Genomic DNA, 20,888 nt, shown 5'->3' with positions numbered 1-20,888 from the left:
GGCTACCGCCTCGCGAGGAAGCGGTAGCGGGCTTCGTTGCGCGCGCAGGCGCGGTTGTAGAGCGCGGCGGCAGACCAAATGAGCGGATAGACACCGAGACCCAAGAGGAGCCATGTCCAGGGGATGGTGGCCACGCGCATTTCTTGGATGCGCGGCCACAGGCTGACCAGCACCGCGAGGACGACCAGAATCACCAAGAATCCCAGCGCTACCGTGAGGGACAGGCGCAACTGCGAGCGGACGAGCGAGCGGACGTGAATGTCCTCGACGCTGGAGGAATCGCGCTGGGCGGCGTGTCGGGCAGTCGGAGCGTCGGCGGGGGCCGTGACGCGCACGCGGCGGGGACCGGGCGCGCTCACAGTGGCCTCACCCGGTGCGCCTCGAGGCGCTCGCGCAGGTGCGGCAGGGCTCGCCGGCTGACCGGCAAGTCGGTATCGGCGATGACGACGGCGGAACGCCCCGCCTGCAGCTTGACGCGGTCCACGTGGTCCATCGCCACGAGGTAGCTGCGGTGGATGCGTACGAATCCGGCGTCGGCCCACTGCGATTCCAGGTCCGCAAGCGGTACCCGGATGAGGAACGTGCCCTCAGGGGTGTGTAGGCGCGCGTAATCGCCCGCTGCCTGCACATGGGTGATGCTGTCCCTGCGAATCATCCGGGTCACCCCGCCTTGATCGACGGTCACCATGTCGGGCGCGTCGCTGTCCTCTTGGGTGGCCTCGGCCACCCGGCGCACCGATTCGGCGAGACGGGCAGGGCGAATGGGTTTGAGGATGTAATCGACGGCGGCCAGATCGAACGCCTCGAGGGCCTGGGCCTCGTCGGCGGTCACGAAGACGACGGCCGGCGGTCGGTTGAAGCGGCTAATGACTCGCGCGATGTCGAGGCCGGTCAGGGCGGGCATGTGGATGTCGAGGAACAGGGCGTCGACGTCGAACTCTTCGAGGGCCTTCAGTGCCTCGGCCCCGGAAGACGCGCGGTGGATGTGGCCGATCCGGGGGTCCTTGGCGAGGAGAAACGCGAGTTCCGCGACGGCGGGCGGCTCGTCGTCGGCAATGACCACATTAATCATGGATCCAGTGTAGGCGTGTGGAACTTGGGAACCCGGACGCTGATGAGCGTCCCCGCGCCCGGCGCCGTGTCGATGACCAGCCCGTTCTCAGGCCCATAGATTTGCCGCAGCCGGACGTCCACGTTGCGTAGACCCACGTGGGAACCATCCGCGCGGCCCGCTAGCGTCGCCGCGAGTTCTTCGGGGTCCATGCCGACGCCATCGTCCTCTACGGTCAGGAGCGCGTGCTGGCCATCGTCCGCCGCGGTGATGGTGATGCGTCCGCCGCTGGCGGTGGATTCCAATCCGTGACGCACCGCATTTTCGACGAGTGGCTGCAGGGTCAGAAACGGAATGACGGTGCCGAGGACCTCCGGGGCGATCTCGAGGCTGACGGTGATCCGTTCGCCAAATCGTGCGCGCTCGAGGAGCAAGTAGCGGTCGATCGCCTCGAGCTCCTCCGCCAACGTGGTGAAGTCTCCGTGCCGTCGAAAGGTGTAGCGGGTGAAGTCCGCGAACTCGACCACCAGTTCCCGGGCCCGTTCCGGATCGGTGTTGATAAAGGACGCGATGGCGCCGAGCGAGTTGTAAATGAAGTGCGGGCTGATCTGGGCCCGCAGAGCCTTCACTTCGGCTTCGGCCAGCCGAGCCCGCGATTCGTCGAGTTCGGCCAATCCGACGTGGGCGGCCACCCAAGCCGCCACCTCCGTGCTGGCCCTCACGAGCGGGGAGTCGGCCTTGACCGTGAATCCCACTAGCGCCCCGCGCACCTGACCCTGAACCATGATCGGCGCGCTCACGGCGTCCCACGCCCCGCCGTGACGCACCTGGGTGCGCCCGCTGGACAGGCTGGCGGAGGCGACGTCCATGACATCGGCGTCGGGGGTGGGGCCGTCGGAGGCCAGGACCGTCGTCGTATCCGTCACGGCGAGGGACTGGCAGCCGAGAAGTTCCCGCAGGTGGCGACTGGCGCGGGCGGCGCCGTCGGCGGTCAAGCCGTCCGCGAGGTGCGGTGCGGCCAGCGAAACGGTGTGCAGCGTTTGGAAGCGCGCTCGGTCCGCGTCCGTCCCGAGGTCCCGTTGCGAATGGAAGAGCCGCACGCCGGCATAGGTCACCACGGTGACCGCAATGACGATGATGCCCACGATCAGTGTGGTTTGCAGGGCCGGTGACATGGGCAACAGCCTACTGGGACGCCGCCAGAGCACTTCACCGATGCGCCAGCAGCCGCCGTTCGCCGTGCCACGCGACCGTTCGCCGCATCAGGGCAACCGTCCAGCGGGTCCCCGGGCCACGCCCGTTCCCACCCGGATGCGATGTGCGTCACAGTGATGGGGATCACAAACGGCCCAAGGGTGGGCCATGTGCAAGCTGAAGGAGGAATGCATGGGTACGCAACCCGGCCCGGACACCGTCCGGGAAGACGACGGCGGCAACGAATTCGCCGGCGTCGACTTCCGTGAAACCCAGTCATCGCCGGAGTTCAAGGAGCTGCGCAAGACGCATCGAAGCTTCGTGTTCCCGATGACCGTGGTCTTTATCGTGTGGTACTTCGTCTACGTCATCCTGGCGGCCTTCGCCCCGGACTTTATGGCGATCTCCGTGTGGGGCAACGTCAACGTGGGCATCATCTTCGGGCTGCTGCAGTTCGTCTCCACGTTCGTCATCACGGCCGCCTACGTCAGGTTCGCCAACCGCAAGCTGGACCCTCAGGCCCAGGCCATCCGTGAACGCCTCGAAAACTCTGTGGCAGGAGGTCACCAGTGAACGCCACCCACCTCATTCCGCTGGCTCAAGCGGCAGAGACCTCCACGGTGGGTAACCCGTGGGTCAACATTTTGATTTTCGGCCTCTTCGTCGCGGTCACCCTCGTGGTGGTTCTCCGCGCCTCGAAGAACAACAAGACCGCCGCTGACTACTATGCGGGCGGCCGGTCCTTCTCGGGCGGCCAGAACGGCACGGCCATCGCGGGTGACTACCTCTCGGCGGCGTCCTTCCTGGGGATCGTCGGGGCCATCGCGATCAACGGCTATGACGGCTTCCTCTACTCGATCGGCTTTTTGGTGGCGTGGCTCGTCGCCCTGCTCCTCGTGGCGGAACTTTTGCGCAATACCGGCAAGTTCACGATGGCGGACGTGCTGTCCTTCCGGCTGAAGCAGCGCCCGGTGCGCATTGCCGCGGCGATCACCACGATGGCCGTCTGCGTGTTCTACCTGTTGGCTCAAATGGCCGGCGCCGGTGGCCTCGTCTCGCTGCTGCTCGGCATCAACGAGCGGGCCGGCCAGTCGCTCGTCATCGTCGTCGTCGGTGCCATCATGATTTTGTACGTGCTCGTCGGCGGGATGAAGGGCACCACGTGGGTGCAAATCATCAAGGCCTGCCTGCTGATCGCTGGCGCGTTCGTCATGACCATCTGGGTCCTGACCATGTACGGCTTCAACCTGTCCGCCATCATGGGGGACGCGGCCGCCATGGCCGGCGGCAACGAGGATCTCTTCAAGCCGGGGCTGAAGTACGGCGAGAACCTGACCACCAAGATGGACTTCATCTCCCTGGCTCTGGCCCTCGTGCTCGGTACCGCGGGTCTGCCGCATGTGCTGATGCGCTTCTACACGGTGCCGACGGCGAAGGAAGCTCGCCGGTCCGTTGTGTGGGCGATTTGGCTCATCGGAGCCTTCTACCTCTTCACCCTGGTGCTCGGCTACGGCGCGGGCGCGCTGCTCGGGCCGGAGCGGATCGAGAATGCCCCCGGCGGCGTGAATTCGGCGGCACCGCTCCTGGCCTTCGAATTGGGTGGGTCCTTGCTGCTGGGCATCATCTCGGCGGTCGCGTTCGCCACCATCTTGGCCGTCGTGGCTGGCCTGACGATCACGGCCGCGGCCTCCTTCTCCCACGACATCTACGCCAACGTGATCGCCAAGGGGAAGACGACGCCGCAGAAGGAAGTCGTGGTAGCCCGCCGCACCGTCTTGGTGATTGGCGTGCTGGCGATCCTGGGCGGCATCGGCGCTCAGGGGCAGAACGTGGCCTTCCTGGTGGCCCTTGCGTTCGCCGTCGCCGCCTCCGCCAACTTGCCGACCATCATCTACTCGCTGTTCTGGCGTCGATTCACGACCCGGGGTGCCGTGTTCTCGATGTACGGCGGCTTGGGTGCGGCCTTGGTCCTGATCATCTTCTCGCCGGTGATGTCCGGCGCGGAGAGCTCGATGATTCCAGGTGCCGACTTTGCCATCTTCCCGCTGTCCAACCCGGGCATCGTGTCCATTCCGCTGGCCTTCCTGCTCGGCTGGATCGGATCGATCACGGACAAGGATGGTGAGGATCGGAAGATCCAAGCCGAGATGGAGGTCCGCTCGCTCACCGGAGTGGGTGCCGAGAAGGCGGTGGACCACTAGGTCGATCGGCAGCGGCCGACGGCGACAGCGACGGTGTGACCGGCGCGGCCCGTTCGGCTAGCGGCAGGGCCCGCACGCTCTTGGAGCGTGCGGGCCCTGCTTGCTGTTCCCACCGTGGGGCTCAGCGCTAGTGAGCACCGATTCTGGGGTGGACCGGCGTTGCGATTGCTCAGCGCGGCGACTGTGAGTATCGTCACAAGTACGTGTGGTGACCCGCCACATCGTTCGGCGTCGAACGCGGCCACAAGCCACAGCGTTCGCGGTCCGAACAGCGCTGAAAACGAGGGAGACAACATGTCCCGCGAGAACGTGATGACCCCGGCCGGCACGGCCGCCGCCGAACCCATTTGCTTAGTCGCCCCCGATGGGACCCGACGCCACCACGAACCATTTGATGCCGCCGTAGCGGACGTTAGCGACGACGCCGTCGCCGATCTCTACGCTGACATGGTGGCCGCCCGCCGGATTGATACGGAAGCCACCGCACTTCAGCGGCAAGGCGAGTTGGCCCTGTGGCCGCCGCTCTTGGGCCAAGAGGCAGCGCAGGTAGGCTCCGCCCGCGCTCTGCGTCAGGACGACTTCGTCTTTACCTCCTACCGCGAGAACGCCGTGGCCTACTGCCGCGGCGTCAAGCTGGAGGAAATGCTGACCGTCTGGCGCGGCAATGCTTCGAGTGGCTGGGATCCCTTCTCCGTGAACATGGCCACCCCGCAGATCATCATTGGCGCCCAAACCCTGCACGCCACCGGCTATGCCATGGGCATTAAGTTCGACGGCGGCGATCAGGCGGCGGTCGCCTATTTCGGGGACGGAGCGGTGACGCAGGGCGACGTCAATGAGGCACTCGCCTTCGCCGCGAGCTACCAGGCCCCCGCCGTCTTCTTTTGCCAGAACAACCAGTGGGCTATTTCCGAGCCGGTGGGACTGCAGAGTCGGGTACCGATCGCCCAACGCGCCGAGGGATTCGGGATGGAGCACGTGCGTATTGACGGCAATGACGTGCTGGCCTCGCTCGCGGCCACCCGCATCGCCCTCGACCGGGCCCGCGCGGGGGACGGCCCCACCTTCATTGAAGCGGTCACGTACCGCATGGGGCCCCACACGACGGCGGACGACCCCACCCGGTACCGCAGCAAGGACGAGGTGGAGGAGTGGTCGGGTAAGGACCCGCTGAAGCGCATCGAAGCATACCTGCAAACCCGGGGGATGGCCGTCGACGGATTCCGCGAGGCGGCCGAACACCGGGCCGACGAGGTGGCCGAGGCCCTGCGCGCCGGGGTTACCGGCATGGCGGACCCGGAATGGGAGCAGGTCTTTGAGAACGTCTACGCCGAGGACCATGCGTGGCTCCGGCGCCAACGGGAGCAGTATGGCCGGTACCTCGAGCTCGTGGAGGGGGAGGGACAGTGAGCACGCAGCAGAGTGAAGCCACAGGACTACGGACTCTGACCTTCGGGCAGTCCATCAACAGGGGTTTGCGCGCCGCGCTCGCCGAGGACGACAAGGTCCTGGTCATGGGGGAGGACGTCGGAACGCTCGGCGGAGTCTTCCGCATCACGGACGGGTTGCAGAAGGAATTCGGCGCCCAGCGCGTGCTCGATTCCCCGCTCGCCGAGTCGGGCATCGTCGGCACCGCCGTGGGCTTGGCCTACCGCGGGTTCCGGCCCGTGGTCGAGATCCAGTTTGACGGGTTCGTCTACCCGGCGTTTGACCAAATCGTGAGCCAAGTGGCCAAGCTGCGGTACCGCACCCGCGGGCACGTGGCCATGCCGCTGACTATCCGCATCCCGTTCGGCGGCGGCATCGGTTCGCCCGAGCACCACTCGGAATCTCCGGAGGCCTATTTTGCGCATACGGCCGGCCTCCGGGTGGTCAGCCCCTCCAACCCGCAGGACGCTTACACCATGATCCGCCAGTCGATTGCCTGCGATGATCCGGTGATCTTTTTTGAGCCTAAGCGGCGCTATCACGAGAAGGCCGAGGTGGATCTGGAGGCGGAGGCCGACCTGCCGCTCGGAGCGGCTCGCGTGGTGGTTCCCGGCGATCAGGTCACGCTCATCGCCTATGGTCCGCTCGTCAAGACGGCCATCGACGCGGCCACGGCGGCCGCCGACGAGGGCGTGAGCGTCGAGGTGATCGACGTGCGCTCGTTGTCTCCGGTGGACTTTGGTCCGTTGGAAGCGTCGGTCCGGAAAACGGGGCGCGTGGTGATCACGCACGAGGCCGGTCAGTTCGCTGGTCTGGGTGCCGAACTCGCGGCGAGCCTGACGGAGCGCTGTTTCTATCATTTGGAGCAACCGCCGGTTCGGGTTACGGGCTTCGACATTCCCTACCCGCCCTCCAAATTGGAGCAGCACCACTTGCCCGATCTCGACCGCATCTTGGATGGCGTGGATTCCGTCTTGGAGCGCACGAGTTCGTTGAACGGGGCCGCGGCAGGACCGTCCGCCGCACGGCAGGGAGGAGACGCGTGATGCAAAAGGTCTTTAACCTACCGGACCTCGGCGAGGGCCTGACCGAGTCGGAAGTCGTGGCGTGGAAGGTCACTGAAGGCGAGACGGTTTCCCTCAACCAAGTGATCGCTGATGTGGAGACGGCCAAGGCGTTGGTGGAGTTGCCGAGCCCGTACTCGGGTGTCGTCACGCGGATCTTCGCGGAACCAGGCGCGATCGTCGAGGTGGGCCAGCCGCTGCTGGCCTTCGAGGTGGATCAGCCCGCCGGATCGGGCGCGCAGGACGGCGGCTCCTCAGCGGACGCCGCGTCGGAGTCGGCAGCCGAGCAGGTCACGACGCCGGCTCGTGAGCCAAATTTGGTCGGGTACGGGGCTGCGGTGGAGACGGGACGGCGCCCGCAGCGTCGCCGTCGGGTGGCCGTTCCCGCCGGCGGCTCGGGGTCAGAAGCTGATGCCGGCACCGCGGCACCTCCCGCGGTGGACACCCAAGCATCCAACGCCGTCGCGCACCCAGCTGAGCGGCCTCGGTCCACGCCGCCCGTGCGCAAACTCGCCAAGGACCTCGGGGTCTGTCTCGACGAGCTAACGGGTAGTGGCCCGCAGGGCTTGATCACGCGCGCGGATGTGGAATCCGCCGGCCAGCACGGCTCCGCCGCGGCGGAGGGCGCGGCTCCCCAGTCGGAGGCCCGCGACGACGGGACACGGTGTGAGCGGGTCAGAATCTCCTCGGTGCAGCGGGCCATGGCGCGGGCCATGAGCGACTCGGTGTACACCGCGCCTCATGCGACCGAGTTCTTGACCGTGGATGTCACCGAGTCGATGCGCCTGCTCGAGAGGCTCCGGGCCGCCCAGCAACCGGGGCAGGCCAAACTCACGCCGCTGACGTTGGTGGCCAAGGCCGTGTGCCTGCAGCTGGCCCGTGTCCCGGAGCTCAATTCGGCGTGGGATGAGGAGGCCGGGGACATCATCCGGTTCCATGACGTGAACCTGGGTATCGCCGCGGCGACGGAGCGTGGCTTGCTGGTTCCGAATATTAAGGCCGCTCAGTCCCTTGATCTCGCCGCGCTGGCGGAGGCGACGGCCGCCCTCGTTGACCGTGCGCGGACGTCGAAGACGCGGCAGGACGAATTGCGGGGTGGGACCTTCTCCATCACCAACATCGGTGTCTTCGGCATCGATGCTGGCACGCCGATCTTGAATCCAGGTGAAGCGGGAATTTTGGGGCTCGGTCAGGTGCGCGTCCAACCCTGGGAGTACCAGGGCGAGGTGGCGCTGCGCGAGGTGATGACGCTCAGTCTGAGCTTTGACCACCGCCTCGTAGATGGGGCGCAGGCCTCGCGCTTCCTGGCCGGAACGGCGGGGATTCTCCGCGATCCAGCGTCACTTATCACGCTCGTGTGATTTGCATCAAACGTTTCAAAGTCATAAATTTTCTGTTTCAGACCCATGATCTGCCCCACACGTGTGCTTGATGGCCTGTAGGGTTCCGTGGGTTGAGGCGTTGAGCCTCAATACCGAGAGGGAATGAGACCTGCTTCACATCACGGTCTTTTCTGCTCGAAAATTATCAAGGAGTTATTGAATGCGCATGAATCGCGTACTGCAGTCAGTCGCCGTGACCTCGGCGCTGGCCCTGACGCTGACCGCTTGCGGCGGCGGCGAAGGCGGCGGGGAGAACGAAGCGACCAGCGGCGTCGTCACCGCCCACAACACCGAGCCGCAGAACGGCCTCATCCCCTCGGATACCTCCGAGGTGGGCGGCGGCCGCGTCGTCGAGCAGATCTTCCAGGGTCTGTACTCGTACGCCGCTGACAGCTCGCTCCAGGAGGAGCTGGCCGAATCGGTGGAGTCTGAGGACAACCAGACCTGGACCATCAAGATCAAGGAAGGCCACACGTTCTCCGACGGCTCGGAGGTGACCGCGCACTCCTTCGTTGACGCGTGGAACTACGCCGCTGACTCGGACAACGCTCAGAAGGGCTCCTATTTCTTTGAGGGCTTCGCTGGCTACAGCGAGTCCGATGAGAACGGCGCCGACGAGCTCTCCGGCCTCACCGTGGTGGATGACTACACCTTCACGGTGGAGTTGCAGCAGCCGGAATCTGATTTCCCGCTGCGCCTTGGCTACTCGGCCTACATGCCGTTGCCCGAGGTGGCTTTTGAGGACATGGAGGCCTTCGGTCAGGCGCCGGTCTCCAACGGTCCGTACGTGCTGGCCGAGGACGGCTGGCAGCACGAGACGCAGATCAGCCTGGTCCCGAACGAGGACTACGAGGGCCCGCGTGAGCCGGCCAACGATGGCATCCTGTTCAAGATTTACGACAGCTACGATTCTGCCTACAACGACCTGCTCTCGGACAACCTCGATGTGCTCGACGAAATGCCGCCTAGCGCGCTCGAGAACTACGAGTCGGACCTTGAGGGCCGCAGCGTGTCCCAGCCCTACGCCGGCAACGCCACCATGGTGATCCCGGGCTACAACGAGAACTTCCAGGGTGAGGCGGGTCAGCTGCGCCGTCAGGCGATCTCGATGGCGTTCGATCGCCAGCAGATTATCGACCAGATCTTCATGGGGACCAAGGAAGTGGCCACTGAGTTCACGGCTCCGGTCCTGAACGGCTTCTCGGCCGAGATCCCGGGCAACGAGGTGCTCGAGTACAACCCGGAGAAGGCCAAGGAACTCTGGGATCAGGCGAATGAGATTTCGCCGTGGCCCGAGGGCGAGGTGCTCCTGTACACGTCCAACACGGACGGTGCGGGCAACAAGGAGTACATCGAGGCCATCACCAACCAGCTGCGTGAGAACCTGGGCATCCAGGCGGAGCTGGACGCGAAGGCTACCTTCAAGGAAATGCGTGAGCTGGCCAACACCGATGCTCTGCCGGGCATCTCCCGTGCCGGCTGGGTGGGCGACTACCCGTCGCTGTACAACTTCCTCGGACCGCTCTACGGCACAGGCGCAAGCTCGAACGACGGCCGCTACTCGAACCCCGACTTCGACGCGAAGCTGGATGAGGGTCTGCAGGCCGCCAGTGTTGAGGAAGCGGCGACGATCTTCAACGAGGCACAGGAGATCCTCTTCGAGGATCTGCCGGTGCTGCCGCTGTGGTATCAGGCCAAGCAGGCCGGCTGGAGCACTCAGGTCGACAACGTCGAGCTGGGCTGGGACGGCAAGGTCCTGTACCACCAGATCACCAAGGGCTAACGCCCAATCTGATTAGGCATCACGCCTGATCGCCAAGACGCGGGCGGCGAGGATGATCTCCTCGCCGCCCGGTCTCACGTCTAAAGGAACTTCTCTCCATGCTGATGTACACCCTCCGGAGATTCCTGCACATGCTCCCCGTCTTTTTCGGGGCCACGCTGCTGGTCTACTTCCTGGTCTTCGCCACCGGAGACCCCATCGCCGCGCTCTCCGGCGGCAAACCGATGTCCGAGGCCGTCGAGGCCAACCTGCGCGCCCAGTACAACCTCGATCAACCGTTCTGGGTCCAGTACGGGCTCTACCTCAAGAATTTGCTCACCCTCGACTTGGGCCAAACGTTCTCCGGCCAGGCCGTGAACGACGTCGTCGCCCGGGCCATGCCCGTCACCGCCCGCCTCGCCGTGATGGCGCTGGCCATCGAGGCGGTTTTCGGCATCATCTTCGGTGTGTTCGCCGGCTTGCGCAAGGGCAAGCTGTTCGATTCGACCGTCCTGGTCCTTTCCCTCGTCGTGATCTCCGTGCCGACCTTCGTCCTCGGCTTCGTGCTGCAGTACGTCGTCGGTGTTGAACTGCGGTGGACCACACCGACCGTCGGTAGTGAGGCCGGTTGGTCTGACTTGATCCTGCCGGCGATCGTTCTTGGCCTCGTGTCACTGGCCTACGTCATCCGCCTGAGCCGGACGCAGGTCGCCGAGAATCTCAGCGCGGATTACGTGCGGACCGCCACAGCGAAGGGCCTGAGCCGCCCCCGCGTCATCATCGTGCACGTGCTGCGCAACTCAATGATTCCCGTCGTGACCTTCCTCGGCGCCGACTTGGGCATGCTCATGGGCGGAGCGATCGTCACCGAGGGCGTCTTCAACGTTCCCGGCATCGGCAGCGTGCTGTTGGACGCCATCAAGATCGGTGAGACGCCGACCGTCGTCGCCGTCGTCAGTGTCATGGTGCTGATCTTCGTGGTCGCCAACCTGATCGTCGACTTGCTGTACGCCCTGCTTGACCCGAGGATTCGTTATGCCTGAGAACATTGAGAACCAGAGCGCGGCGAGCGCAGATATTTCCGACGTCAAGCACCGCGGCAAGCAGTCCAAGCGGCACATCGAGCACTTCGTGGCCCCGCTCGACGAAACCCCCCTGCAGGGCGTGGACACGGTCAACACCACGAGTGAGCCCCTGAGCTTCTGGGCCGAGTCGTGGCGCAACCTGCGCAAGCAGCCGCTATTCATCATCTCGGTCATCATGATCCTCGGGATCATCGTCGTTTCCGTCTTCCCGCAATGGTTTACATCCGTGGGCCCGCGCGATTGCTCGCTGGAGAACGCCCGGGGTGGCGCCGAACCGGGCCACCCGCTCGGGTTCACCTATCAGGGCTGTGACATCTACGCGCGCCTGATCTTCGGTGCGCAGGCCTCTGTGCTGGTCGGCCTGTTTACGACGATCGGCGTCGTGATCGTCGGCGGCACGATCGGCGCGCTGGCCGGTTACTACGGCGGCTGGGTGGACACCGTGCTGGCCCGCACTGGCGACATCTTCTTCGCGTTGCCGCTGATCCTCGGCGCCATCGTGATGATGCAGCTGCCAGCGTTCCGCGACAATCAGAGTCCTTGGACCGTGACGCTGGTTCTGGTGATCTTCGGCTGGCCGCAGGTGGCCCGCATCACGCGCGGCGCGGTGATCGAGGCGAAGGGCGCCGACTACGTGATGGCCGCCCGGGCCCTCGGCGTGTCCAAGTTCGGCGCGCTGATTCGACACGTGTTGCCGAACTCGCTCTCGCCGATCATCGTGGTGGCCTCCATTTCGCTGGGTACCTACATCGTCGCCGAGGCCACGTTGTCCTACCTGGGCATTGGCCTGCCGCCGAGCGTAGTCAGCTGGGGTAACGACATCTCGAATGCGCAGATCTCGGTCCGCAATGATCCGCAGATCCTCTTCTGGCCTGCGCTTGCCCTGTCCATCACCGTGTTGAGCTTCATCATGCTGGGCGATGCCCTGCGTGACGCGCTGGACCCGAAGTCGCGGAAGGCCTGAGTCATGGAAAACCTGAACAATTCCGAGCAGCCATTGCTGGATATGAAGGATGTGGAGATCACGTTCTCCACGCCCAATGGCCCGGTCAAGGCCGTCCGCGGCGCGAACCTCACGGTGTACCCGGGGGAGTCCGTGGCCATCGTCGGGGAGTCCGGCTCCGGTAAGTCCACCATCGCGCTCGCCGCGATGGGCCTCTTGGCGAAGAACGGCAAGGTCACCGGCGGCCAGATCATCTACGACGGCAAGGACTATGCGTCGGCGACGGACAAGCAGTTCCGCGCCATCCGTGGCGATGAGATCGGCATGGTGCCCCAGGACCCGATGTCCAACCTCAACCCGGTCTGGAAGATCGGTTTCCAGGTCAAGGAGACGCTCAAGGCCAACGGCCTCGGCGGCGGGAACATGAACCAGAAGGTGGCTGAGGCGCTCTCCAACGCCGGCTTGCCCGACGCCGAGCGCCGCGCCAAGCAGTATCCGCACGAGTTCTCGGGCGGTATGCGTCAGCGCGCGCTGATCGCGATCGGCCTGTCCTGCCAGCCGCGCCTGCTCATCGCGGATGAGCCGACGTCCGCGCTGGACGTGACCGTGCAGCGCCAGATTTTGGACCACTTGGATCAGATGACCGCCCAGCGCGGCACGGCCGTCTTGTTCATTACCCACGATCTGGGCCTCGCCGCGGAGCGCGCCGAGAAAGTCGTGGTCATGTACAAGGGTCAAGTCGTGGAGTCGGGCCCGGCGCTGGAGCTGCTGCGCAACCCGCAGCACCCCTACACGCAGCGCCTGATCGGCGCGGCGCCGTCGTTGTCCTCCCAGCGGATGGACAACGACGCGGCCGCAGAGAAGTCCGCAACGAGCACGGACAACGTCCTCGAGATCCAGGACCTCACCAAGGTGTTTAAGATCCGGGAAAAGGGCTTCACCAAGTCCGATTTCACGGCGGTGGATCACGTGTCATTCAACGTCAAGCGCGGGACGACGACGGCGGTGGTCGGCGAGTCCGGCTCCGGCAAGTCCACTGTGGCGAAGATGGTGCTCAACCTGCTCAAGCCGACCAGCGGCACCATCCGGTTCGACGGTGAGGACATGGGCCAGCTCAGCGAAAAGGAACTTTTCCGGTTCCGTCGCCGTGTCCAGCCGATCTTCCAGGACCCCTACGGTTCGCTGGACCCGATGTACAGCATCTTCCGGACCATCGAGCAGCCGTTGAAGATTCACGGCATCGGGGACGCGAAGTCGCGCCAGAACAAGGTCAAGGAACTGTTGGAGCACGTCTCCTTGCCGGCATCGACGATGCACCGATTCCCCAACGAGCTCTCCGGCGGGCAGCGCCAGCGCATCGCGATCGCCCGCGCCTTGGCGTTGGAGCCGGAGGTGATCATCTGCGATGAGGCCGTCTCCGCGCTGGACGTGCTGGTGCAGGCCCAGGTGCTCGAGCTGCTCAACAAGCTGCAGGCCGAGCTGGGCCTGAGCTACCTGTTCATCACCCACGATCTCGCCGTCGTGCGTCAGATCGCCGACGACGTGGTGGTCATGAAGAACGGCCAGCTGGTCGAGTCCGGGAAGACGGATGAGATCTTCGCGAACCCGAAGACGGACTACACGTCCAATCTGCTGGACGCGATCCCGGGGGCGCAGCTGCTGGTCTAGAAACCGGCTCCGAACAGGGCCCTGGTGGCTGCGGCCGGTCACATGTGTGGCCGGCCGCAGCCGCATTTGCGGTCCCGGAGGCGCCGGGACCGCGCACGGACCCTCCTGAGAAATGTGATCCTTGACACCCCGGCATCGCCGGGCTTACTTTTAAACCCAGACCTGACACGTGTTAGGAAAGGGATCATGACACAACACATCGGCGGTTCGACCGCCACAAACCTCACCCGGCGCGGGCTTCTGACGCTGGGCGGACTGGGACTGGCGGGGGTGACGATCGGATCCTGGCCGCGACTGACGGGCAACGACATTCCTGGCCGGGATGCCGGCGGGCTGACCGTCGCCATCCTGGGCAACAGCGCCGACGCGGAGGGGCGCAGGGTGCTCGCGGAGGACTTCCACCGGGAGTTTCCGGAAATCAACGTTCACATCCAGGCCATTCAGGGCGCGGACTGGAAGGACTTCTTCGCGAAGATCCTGACCATGGTGGCGGCCGGAAACCCGCCGGACATCGTCTACGTGGCGACGGAAGGCGCCCAGCTGTTCGCGGAGAAACTCGCTGAACCCCTGGACGAATACATCCGCCGCGACGCGGATGAGCTGCGGGAGTACTTCGACGATGTGCACCCGAGCCTCGTCGAGGCGTTCATGTACCAAGGCAGCCTCTTCCAGTTGCCGATCGACTGGAATGCCGCGGACATGTACTTGAACGTCAACACGCTGCACGCAGCGGGCCTCGACCGTCCGGCGGATGACTGGACGCAGGACGACTTCACCGAGATGCTCCGGGCGATGAAGAAGTCCCAGGGTGCGGGCTTCACCCCGTACTACTGGACCAACCGCCTCTTCGGCGGCATCGTCCCGTGGCTCTACAACAACGACACGTCCTTCCTGACCGAGCGCAAGGCGCCGGGCGGGGACTGGCTCTGGGACGCGTTCTACCCCGACGATCCGGCTCGCTCTACGCGCGGCGGCGGCTTCATCTGGGACGGCTCGAACGCCCTCGACGAGAGCGTCTTCGAATCCTTCGATTACATGCGCGAGCTCGTCGCCGAAGGCCTGGGCGTCCGCCCCGAAGGCGGTGGCGGCACCTCGCTCGTCGGGCTCTTCTCGAGCGGGCGCGTCGGCGCGACGCCGGCCGGCGGCTATTGGGCGCAGGGCCTGCACGAAGCGGGGATGGGGAGCGACGACTTCGACGTCCAGTTCTTCCCACGCAACCGCACGCAGCGCCACCAGTTCGGCACGGCGGGGTACGCCATCATGCGCACCGCGCAGAACAAGGACGCCGCGTGGGAGTGGGTGAAGTTCACGGCTCGACGCGAATCCATGGAGCTGGCCATGCCCGCACCGACGACGACGCCGACACGGCGGTCGATGGTGAACGAGGCCTTCTACGCGGAAACCGGCCCCAAGAACTGGCCGGTCTTCTACGAAACGCTGGACCGCTTCCCGACCTCCGGGCCGATTCCGGCCCCGCCGGAGCAGGCGGCCGTCGAAAACGCCCTGATCAAAAACGTGACCAACGCGGTCAGCGGATCCTCGCGGCAGACCCGATCCGCGTTGCAGAGCTTGGACAGCGACCTCAACCTCGTCCTCGGGAGCAGCTGATGAGCAGCAAGATGAGCCGCCGGAGCGCCTCCGGACACGCAGGAACGACCCCGCCGTCGCGACCGAAGCCGGCACCGCGCCGACGCACGAACAACCTGTTCGCATGGGTGCTGCTCGCACCGACGATCGTCGGCATGGGTATCTTCACGATCGTGCCGATCATCGGCTCGCTCGTCCTGGCCTTCTTCCGCTGGGACATCATCTCCCGGCCAGAATTCGTGGGCCTGGCGAACTTTGCCGACATCGCGCTGGACCCGACGGTTCGCGTCAGTTTCCTGAACACGATCGTCTTCGTGATCATCGCGGTGACCCTGCAGCTGGGCATCGCCCTGGTGCTAGCCAGCATGATTCAGGAGCGGCTGCCGGACTGGCTCCGCGTCTTCTTCCGCTCGACGTTCTTCTTCCCGCTGGTGCTCTCCGCCGCGTCGGTTTCGATCTTCATGGGCTACCTGTTCAACGAGCAGTTCGGCGTCGTGAACTGGCTGATCGGCCTCGTCGGCCTGGCTCCGGTGCCGTGGCTGACGACGCCGGCCGGCGCGGCCGCCGTCGTCATCATCGTCTACGTGTGGCAGAACTTCGGGTTCTCCTTCCTGCTGTTCGTCGGCGGCTTGGGGAACATCCCGAAGGAGGTCTACGAGGCGGCCGAGCTGGACGGTGCCTCCGGGATCAAGAAGTTCTTGAACGTGACGATGCCCCTGCTGAGCCCAACCACCCTCGTGGCGTCGGTCATGGCCGTCATCACGGCACTGCAGGTCTTCGACCAGCCGTACGTGCTGACCCGTGGCGGTCCCGGAGATTCGACCCGCAGCGCGGTCATGGTCGTCTTCGAGTCGGCGTTCGAGCAGCTCGAGTTCGGCCGCGCCTCCGCCATCGGTCTCGTTCTGATGCTGCTGATCATGGCCGTCACTTACGTGCAGTTCCAGCTCAGCCGCCGATTCGTCTTCTACCAGTGAGGCACCCATGACTACACAAATCGACAAGAAAGCCCCGGCGCCCCGGCGCCGCGCGGCGCGCAAGCCCGTCACGAGCGCATACGTCGGGCGCCTCGTGGTTCTCCTCGTGGCGGCCGTGCTGACACTCGGGCCCGTGATGTGGACGCTTTCCACTTCGCTGCGGCTCCCGTCCGAGTCGTTCGACCTCCCGCCCCGGTTCATCCCGTGGGACCCGGACTTCACGTCCTACTCCGAGGTGTTCGCGCAGATCGACATGATCCGGCTGGTCGTGAACTCGGCCCTGATGACCGGATTGATCGCCGCCGGGCAGATGATGACGGCGGCCATGGCCGGCTACGCGTTCGCCCGCCTGAAGTTCAAGGGCAACAAGCTGCTCTTCGGGCTGGTCCTGGCCACCATGATGATCCCCGTCCAGGTGACGATCGTGCCCGTCTTCATGATCATCCGCGGCATGGGCCTGGCGGACACGCTGCTCGCGCTCATCATCCCCGCCATCCCGACCGCCTTCGGCACGTTCCTGATGCGCCAGTACTTCATGGGCGTCCCGGCGGAACTCGCCGAGGCGGCCGAAATCGACGGGGCCAGTCAGTGGCGGATCTTCCGGTCCGTCTACCTGCCGCTGGCGACGCCGGGTATGGCGATCGTGGGCATCCTCGCCTTCAACTACCACTGGAACGAGTTCTTCCGACCGCTGATCCTGACCATCTCCGAAGAGAACTTCACCCTGCCGCTCGGGCTGGTCTCCCTGCAGGGCAACATGGGCACGGGCAGCATCTCCGTGGTGCTCGCCGGCGTGATCCTCTCCATGCTCCCCGCACTGGTCGTGTTCTTCTTCGGTCAACGCAGCCTGCGGGCCGGCCTGACCGCCGGCGTCGGAAAGTAGATCCCCACATGAAAGGACCGCTTGTGACAACGCAGGTCAACCACCACGACACGCACGGTGCCGCCGCCGCGACGTCGGATCCTCTCCGACCCGTCATCCACCCGAGGCCGGAGGCGGGCTGGCTCAACGACCCGAACGGGCTGCTCCGCCACGACGGGCGGTACCATGTCTTCTGCCAGTACAACCCCGAATCGGCGCGTCACCACCGGATCTCCTGGGCCCACCTGAGTTCTGCCGACCTCGTCTCATGGCGCGAGCATCCCGTCGCGATCTCCCCGGACGACGACGCAGGCGACGCCTTCGGCTGCTGGTCCGGCGTCGCCACCGTGGACGCCGGCACACCCACGCTGGTCTACACGGGCGTGCGCCAAGACGGCGGGGCATCGGCCGTGCTGCTCGCCCGCAGCAGCGATTCCGAGCTCAACGCGTGGGAGAAGGCGCCGGCCCCGGCCACAGGCATGCCGCGCGGTGAATCGTTCACGGATGTGCGCGACCCGTTCCTCTTCACGTTCGCCGGCCGCCGCTACGCGCTCCAGGGCGCCGGTTCGCGCGGCGGCGATCCCGCGCTGCTGCTCTACGATGCCGAGGACCTGACGTCGTGGCGGTATCTGGGTCGCTTCCTGGATACGGGTGACGGCGTCGCCCGCGAGTGGGCCGAGGCGGAGATCTGGGAGTGCCCGCAGCTCGTCGAGCTCGACGGACGCTGGGTCCTGCTGCTCTCGTTGTGGCGCTGGGTGGATGACAGGCACCGCCTCGAAAGCGTTGCCTACCTGGTCGGAGACATCGAAACCGACGAGGCCGGCACCTTGCTGCGGTTCGCGCCCACTGCAGGCGGACGGGCCGACACCGGACCCGACTTCTACGCACCGCAGGCGCTCGCGGAGGAAGACAGGACGCTCATGTGGGGCTGGTCCTGGGAGGGACGCGCGGAAACCTACGCCGACGCCGCTGGCTGGGCCGGCGTGCTGACGCTACCGCGAACCCTCGGGCTGGAGGCCGAGCGCCTCGTCGTCGCACCCGCACCCGAACTGGCGGCCCTGCGGGGCAGCCGCGCAACGCTCGAACCCGGGCCCGTCCACGTCGTCTCGGACCCGGCGGAGATCGCCGTGGCCGGAGCCGTCGCAGCGGGCGCCGAGATCGAGGTGCTGCTGGTCTCCGAGGCGGGGGAGCGGCCGGTCCTGGCGATCGCGGCCGAGGGCGCCCGCGTCTTCATCGACCGCAGCATCGTCGAGGCCTTCCGGGGCGGCAGCGTCTCCCACACGGTGCGCGCCTACCCGGAGGCCGGCGAGGAGTGGGCCGTGCGCGTCACAGGAGCGGTCGCCGACGCCTGGGCCCTGGAGACGATGTCCGTGGAGTATCGCGTTAGCGACTGACTCGTTCAGCCGGGGCGGCCTCGGCGGGCCGGTCACGGGCGTGGGCCCGTGGAGCCCCGGACCACCAGAGGGCATTCGAGCAGCGTGGTGTCCGTTCCGATCATCGCCTGCCCGTCGAGGGCCGCGATGAGCCGCTCGGCGGCGACGCGGCCGATGCCCTCGTGGGGCAGGGCCATCGTCGTCAGTCCGGGGACCGTGGCGTCGGCGAGGTGCCGTTGATCGTCGTAGCCCATGATGGAAACGTCGCCGGGCACGCCGAGGCCGGCGGTTCGGGCGGCCAGCAGCGCGCCCGTCGCGACGCGGTCGTTGGCGCAGAACAGGGCATGGGGGCGTACCTCGGTCTCTCGTGAGAACAGAACCTCAGCGGCTCGGAAACCGTCGTCGATATCCCAGCCGGCCTCGACGACTTCACCGGGCGGCAGGCCGGCCGACGCCAGTGCTGTCTGGAAGCCGCGGATACGCGCGGGGCGGGCGTCGATGTCATTCCCACCGCCAATCCACACGATCCTGCGGTGCCCCAGAGCAAGCAGGTGCTCCGTCGCCTCGCGCCCGCCGCGTTCCTCGTCCGGGATAATGGCGGCCATCGTCCCCGCGGCGTCGCGGCAGTTGGCGAGTACCGAGGGCTGCCGGCGCAGCCCGTCCGCCACGTGGATCGTCCGCAGCGACTGTGTGGCGAGGATGAGCCCGTCGACGCGCCGGCGGCGCAGTTCCTCCACGAAGTGGGAGGTGTCCGCCGCCGGCCCGCCCGCATCGGCGATGACGGTGAGATAGCCCTGCGCGGCGGCGGCCTGTGACGCCCCCGCCAGCATGCGGCCAGCAAAGGGGCTGGACGCGGCCTCGTCGGTAACGATCCCGATCATCTGGGAGCGCTGGCGGCGCAGCCCCGACGCGATGGGATGCGGCGTGTATTCGAGCTGGGCCGCCGCGCGGCGAATCCTATCCTGCAGGTCCGCTGACACGTTCCCGTCTGCGGTGCCGTTCATGACCATGGAGACAGCGCTCCGGGAGGCCCCGGCGCGTTTTGCGACGTCTTGGGCCGTCGGACGGCGGGTGGGCATGGGGATCTCCTAGGCGAGCTCCATGATGTATTCCTTGACGACGGCGGCACGGGCATTGGCGAAGCCCTCCGCCTCACCGACGATGGTGAAGCCGCGGCGCTCCAGCACCTTCTGCGAGCCGACGTTGTCCGTTACAACGCGGGCGCGGATGGGGCGCTCGGCGTATTCGGCGAGGAAGGCGTCCACCGCGCTCGTGGTGATGCCTCGGCTCCAATACTGCTTATCCGTCCAGAACGTGACTTCTGGGTAGCCCTCGTTGGGGTACGCGCCGACGTAGCCCACCACGGCGTCCTCGTGCTCAATGGTGCGCACGGTAATCTCCGGATCGGACAGGATGGTGGACCAGTGGTGGTCAAACACCCCGCGGTCTGCGGGGTTCTTAGCGGTAAAACCAGCCATGGTGTTGGCCTCGGGGTCCTGCTGGTGCTCAAAAAACCAGTCGAGATCCGCTGGCTCCACGGGGCGTAGGTTCACGGCGTTCCTCATTCCTTGCCTCGGAGCGATCCGCTCCGTCGGGTTCACGTGCTGACCCGGCGCTGCGTTGCGGCGGGCCTTCCGTCTCTAGGGTACCGGTGCTTGCAGGGCGGCCCATGCCATCGCGACGAGGCGTGACCTCTGTGTTGACGCTGCTTCCCGGGTGTTGGAGTGTGGGGTCGAGTTCAGCAAGCCAAAGACGGCCTGTGCGCGCTGGCGGGCGCCGTCGGCCGACTCGTTCGGGTGCAGCAGCCGTAGCTGGTCGGTCCAGACGCGGATGTACTCTCGCTGCAGGCGCCGCACCTCGCCGGCAGGTTCCGGATCGAGGCTCGCGAGGTCGCGATCGTGGACGCGGATGACCTCAGGGTTGTTCAGGGCGAAGTCCGCCTGAAACTCGATCAGGCGCTGCAGCACGACGTCGGCCGCCAGCGAATCGTCGGCCACCATGGTGCTGCCGTCGAGTAGGGAGCGGCTGACCCCCAGCAAGAGTTCGGCCAGCACGGCCTGCTTGTTGGCGAAGTGCCGGTAGACGGCGGGCCCGCTCACCCCGCAGGCGGCACCGAGGTCTTCGATGGACACGCCCCGGTAGCCGTTGGCCGCAAAAAGCCGTGCCGCGGCGGCCAAATAGGTGGCCCTGCGGTCCTCTTTGCTGTGCCGCCTCTCGGGGGCGCTCGGCGTCTCGCTCATCGTTCCATCCTGTCGGTGGCAGCGGTTCAACAGTCTAGGTGTCCTGCCTCACAGTCAGGGGTGGACACCAGTGG

19 protein-coding genes are annotated in these 20,888 nt (G+C 66.1%); 13 read left to right on the top strand and 6 right to left on the bottom strand.

Translation table 11 applies throughout. The features are described 5' to 3' along the window. Positions 1–2: 2 nt before the first annotated feature. The 3 genes from IW252_RS03190 to IW252_RS03180 are packed head-to-tail and all read right to left on the bottom strand — an operon-like array spanning position 3 to position 2,226. Entirely contained in the window at positions 3–359 is a 357-nt protein-coding gene (locus IW252_RS03190; RefSeq protein WP_231365882.1) for a hypothetical protein, read from the bottom strand. Continuing rightward, positions 356–1,072 (bottom strand): LytR/AlgR family response regulator transcription factor, encoded by a 717-nt coding sequence (locus IW252_RS03185; protein ID WP_196835248.1) that lies wholly within the window; start codon positions 1,070–1,072, stop codon positions 356–358. The genes IW252_RS03190 and IW252_RS03185 overlap by 4 nt, the downstream gene beginning before the upstream one ends. Beyond that, on the bottom strand, positions 1,069–2,226 hold the full coding sequence (locus IW252_RS03180) for a sensor histidine kinase (RefSeq protein ID WP_196835247.1): 1,158 nt from the start codon (positions 2,224–2,226) through the stop codon (positions 1,069–1,071). Before IW252_RS03180 ends, IW252_RS03185 begins: the two co-directional genes overlap by 4 nt. Before the next feature lie 211 nt (positions 2,227–2,437). Here IW252_RS03180 and IW252_RS03175 point away from each other — a divergent pair, with 211 nt between their 5' ends. The 13 genes from IW252_RS03175 to IW252_RS03115 all read left to right on the top strand — a co-directional run bounded on the left by IW252_RS03175 (position 2,438) and on the right by IW252_RS03115 (position 18,595). After that, the gene (locus IW252_RS03175; protein WP_196835246.1) at positions 2,438–2,818 is read left to right on the top strand and encodes a DUF485 domain-containing protein; all 381 of its coding nucleotides are present in this window, start codon (positions 2,438–2,440) and stop codon (positions 2,816–2,818) included. Between the two features lie 14 nt (positions 2,819–2,832). Then, a complete protein-coding gene (locus tag IW252_RS03170) occupies positions 2,833–4,446 on the top strand; it encodes a solute symporter family protein (RefSeq protein WP_196837065.1) in 1,614 nt (537 codons plus the stop codon). 294 nt (positions 4,447–4,740) lie between these two features. Further along, complete coding sequence (pdhA, locus tag IW252_RS03165; RefSeq protein WP_196835245.1) at positions 4,741–5,856, top strand: pyruvate dehydrogenase (acetyl-transferring) E1 component subunit alpha; 1,116 nt, start codon at positions 4,741–4,743, stop codon at positions 5,854–5,856. Next, entirely contained in the window at positions 5,853–6,920 is a 1,068-nt protein-coding gene (locus IW252_RS03160; protein ID WP_331271418.1) for an alpha-ketoacid dehydrogenase subunit beta, read from the top strand. Before pdhA ends, IW252_RS03160 begins: the two co-directional genes overlap by 4 nt. Beyond that, positions 6,920–8,299, top strand: coding sequence for a dihydrolipoamide acetyltransferase family protein (locus IW252_RS03155; RefSeq protein ID WP_196835243.1), 1,380 nt, complete (start codon positions 6,920–6,922; stop codon positions 8,297–8,299). The genes IW252_RS03160 and IW252_RS03155 overlap by 1 nt, the downstream gene beginning before the upstream one ends. A 181-nt stretch (positions 8,300–8,480) precedes the next feature. Further along, entirely contained in the window at positions 8,481–10,103 is a 1,623-nt protein-coding gene (locus IW252_RS03150) for a peptide ABC transporter substrate-binding protein (RefSeq protein ID WP_196835242.1), read from the top strand. Between the two features lie 98 nt (positions 10,104–10,201). Then, on the top strand, positions 10,202–11,125 hold the full coding sequence (locus IW252_RS03145) for an ABC transporter permease (protein ID WP_196835241.1): 924 nt from the start codon (positions 10,202–10,204) through the stop codon (positions 11,123–11,125). Continuing rightward, positions 11,118–12,131 carry an ABC transporter permease gene (locus tag IW252_RS03140; RefSeq protein WP_196835240.1) on the top strand — a complete coding sequence of 338 codons (1,014 nt, stop codon included), beginning with the start codon at positions 11,118–11,120 and terminating at the stop codon, positions 12,129–12,131. Before IW252_RS03145 ends, IW252_RS03140 begins: the two co-directional genes overlap by 8 nt. 3 nt (positions 12,132–12,134) lie before the next feature. Continuing rightward, positions 12,135–13,778, top strand: a complete 1,644-nt coding sequence (locus tag IW252_RS03135) for an ABC transporter ATP-binding protein (RefSeq protein WP_196835239.1) — start codon at positions 12,135–12,137, stop codon at positions 13,776–13,778. Between the two features lie 186 nt (positions 13,779–13,964). Next, positions 13,965–15,386 (top strand): extracellular solute-binding protein, encoded by a 1,422-nt coding sequence (locus tag IW252_RS03130; protein WP_196835238.1) that lies wholly within the window; start codon positions 13,965–13,967, stop codon positions 15,384–15,386. Continuing rightward, the gene (locus IW252_RS03125) at positions 15,386–16,339 is read left to right on the top strand and encodes a carbohydrate ABC transporter permease (protein ID WP_231365881.1); all 954 of its coding nucleotides are present in this window, start codon (positions 15,386–15,388) and stop codon (positions 16,337–16,339) included. The genes IW252_RS03130 and IW252_RS03125 overlap by 1 nt, the downstream gene beginning before the upstream one ends. A gap of 7 nt (positions 16,340–16,346) precedes the next feature. Continuing rightward, positions 16,347–17,222 (top strand): carbohydrate ABC transporter permease, encoded by an 876-nt coding sequence (locus tag IW252_RS03120; RefSeq protein WP_196835237.1) that lies wholly within the window; start codon positions 16,347–16,349, stop codon positions 17,220–17,222. Between the two features lie 8 nt (positions 17,223–17,230). Further along, positions 17,231–18,595 (top strand): glycoside hydrolase family 32 protein, encoded by a 1,365-nt coding sequence (locus IW252_RS03115; RefSeq protein ID WP_196835236.1) that lies wholly within the window; start codon positions 17,231–17,233, stop codon positions 18,593–18,595. A gap of 32 nt (positions 18,596–18,627) precedes the next feature. Here IW252_RS03115 and IW252_RS03110 read toward each other — a convergent pair whose 3' ends face one another. From IW252_RS03110 to IW252_RS03100, 3 genes are all read right to left on the bottom strand, one after another. Next, complete coding sequence (locus IW252_RS03110; protein WP_196835235.1) at positions 18,628–19,653, bottom strand: LacI family DNA-binding transcriptional regulator; 1,026 nt, start codon at positions 19,651–19,653, stop codon at positions 18,628–18,630. 9 nt (positions 19,654–19,662) lie between these two features. Next, entirely contained in the window at positions 19,663–20,127 is a 465-nt protein-coding gene (locus tag IW252_RS03105) for a GNAT family N-acetyltransferase (RefSeq protein WP_331271417.1), read from the bottom strand. Between the two features lie 87 nt (positions 20,128–20,214). Further along, positions 20,215–20,814: a TetR/AcrR family transcriptional regulator gene (locus tag IW252_RS03100; RefSeq protein ID WP_196835233.1), complete on the bottom strand. Its 600-nt coding sequence runs from the start codon at positions 20,812–20,814 to the stop codon at positions 20,215–20,217. Positions 20,815–20,888: the final 74 nt, after the last annotated feature.

This window comes from Zhihengliuella flava, assembly GCF_015751895.1.
Taxonomy (GTDB): domain Bacteria; phylum Actinomycetota; class Actinomycetes; order Actinomycetales; family Micrococcaceae; genus Zhihengliuella; species Zhihengliuella flava.
Note: the sequence above shows the minus strand (reverse complement) of the source record. Positions and strands in the feature narration are given on the sequence as shown.